This window comes from Nonomuraea lactucae (genome assembly GCF_003313395.1).
In the GTDB taxonomy this organism is placed as follows: domain Bacteria; phylum Actinomycetota; class Actinomycetes; order Streptosporangiales; family Streptosporangiaceae; genus Nonomuraea; species Nonomuraea lactucae.
This window is the reverse complement of sequence record NZ_QNFZ01000458.1, coordinates 1-1,169: the sequence shown is the minus strand read 5'-3', so window position 1 is coordinate 1,169 and position 1,169 is coordinate 1. Positions and strand designations below refer to the sequence as shown.

General features: G+C 74.6%; 2 protein-coding genes. Both read right to left on the bottom strand.

Annotation, left to right across the window (positions count from 1 at the left end):
- On the bottom strand, positions 1 to 291 hold a 291-nt coding region (locus DQW85_RS22635), incomplete at its 3' end, for a glycosyltransferase family 2 protein (RefSeq protein ID WP_162795249.1).
- Positions 288 to 1,169, bottom strand: an 882-nt coding sequence (locus DQW85_RS22630; protein ID WP_113702167.1) for a glycosyltransferase family 2 protein, incomplete at its 5' end; no start/stop codon positions are given. The genes DQW85_RS22630 and DQW85_RS22635, both read right to left, overlap by 4 nt.

Genomic DNA, 1,169 nt, shown 5'->3' with positions numbered 1-1,169 from the left:
CGCGTTGCGCGCGCTGGCCCGGCCGGGCGCGTCGCAGACGATCAGCCGGGCGCCCGGCGGGCGGTCGGCGGGGAGCCGGAGCGGCGGCGAGCTGCCGTTGTCCACGACGACGACCTCGGTGAGCCCGGCCGGGTAGGTCTGCCTGGCCAGCGCGGCCAGCACCAGGTCGAGCTTGTCCTGGCCGCCGTAGGCGGGCACGATCACGCTGACCCGCAGCGACGGCTCGAACCTCTCCGGTGGCCGCAGGACGCGGTAGTCGTTGCCGCGCACCCTCATGCCGCGCACCCTCATGAGGCCTCCAGCAGGAGGCTCGGGCGGAACCCCCTCCACTGGCTGGAGGCCACCTTCAGGAAGTGGGCGAGGGGCAGCTGCCAGGTGTGCTCGCCGCCGAGCGCGCGGCGCAGCACGTAGCCGAGTCCGTGGGTGCGGTAGATGCGGGCCCCTGTCTCAGCCGCGGCTTTGAGGAAGTCGCGGTCGACCGCGCGGGGCTGGGCGGGAAAGCCCCCGATGTCATGGAACTTCGCCCGGGGGACGAGGATCGTTCCGCCGGCGACATGGTCGGACCAGACCTCGCTCGGGTACGAGGCCCCGCTGGCGAACGTCGTGCGCCTGATCGTGGCGCGCAGCGGCTCCAGGTAGAAGAACTCCCCCGACGTGCCCACCACGTCGGCCCCCGAGTAGGTGGCAGCCATGACGAGGTCGGCGAGGTGGCCGGGGCCGTACCAGTCGTCGTCGTCCCACTTGGCGAGGTAGTCGCCGCCGGCCAGGGCGGCCGCCTCGTTCAGCACCTGGCCGAACGGCACGTCCTCGCCGGCCTCGATCCAGGCGACCGGCAGCGGCACGTCCTCGACCGCCCTGCGCACCCGCTCGAAGGGCACCCCGTGCAGGCCCAGCACCACCTCCACCTCGACGCCGCGCTGGCGGGCCATCTGGGCGAGCGCCTCCGCCACCATCGACGGCCGCTTGGTGGCCATGACGACGCTGATGGACGGCGTGCGGGACGTGCGGTGGGCCAGGCGGCGCAGCCGTACGCTGTGCTCCTCGCGCCGCAGGTCGGCCAGGCAGCGGGCGGTGCCGTCGCGGGCGTGCTCCAGCCAGCCGCGGTCGGTGAGCAGCGTGGCCAGGTCGCCCGGCGCCCAGGCGGGGACGCTCGGTCCCGGCGCGGTGAG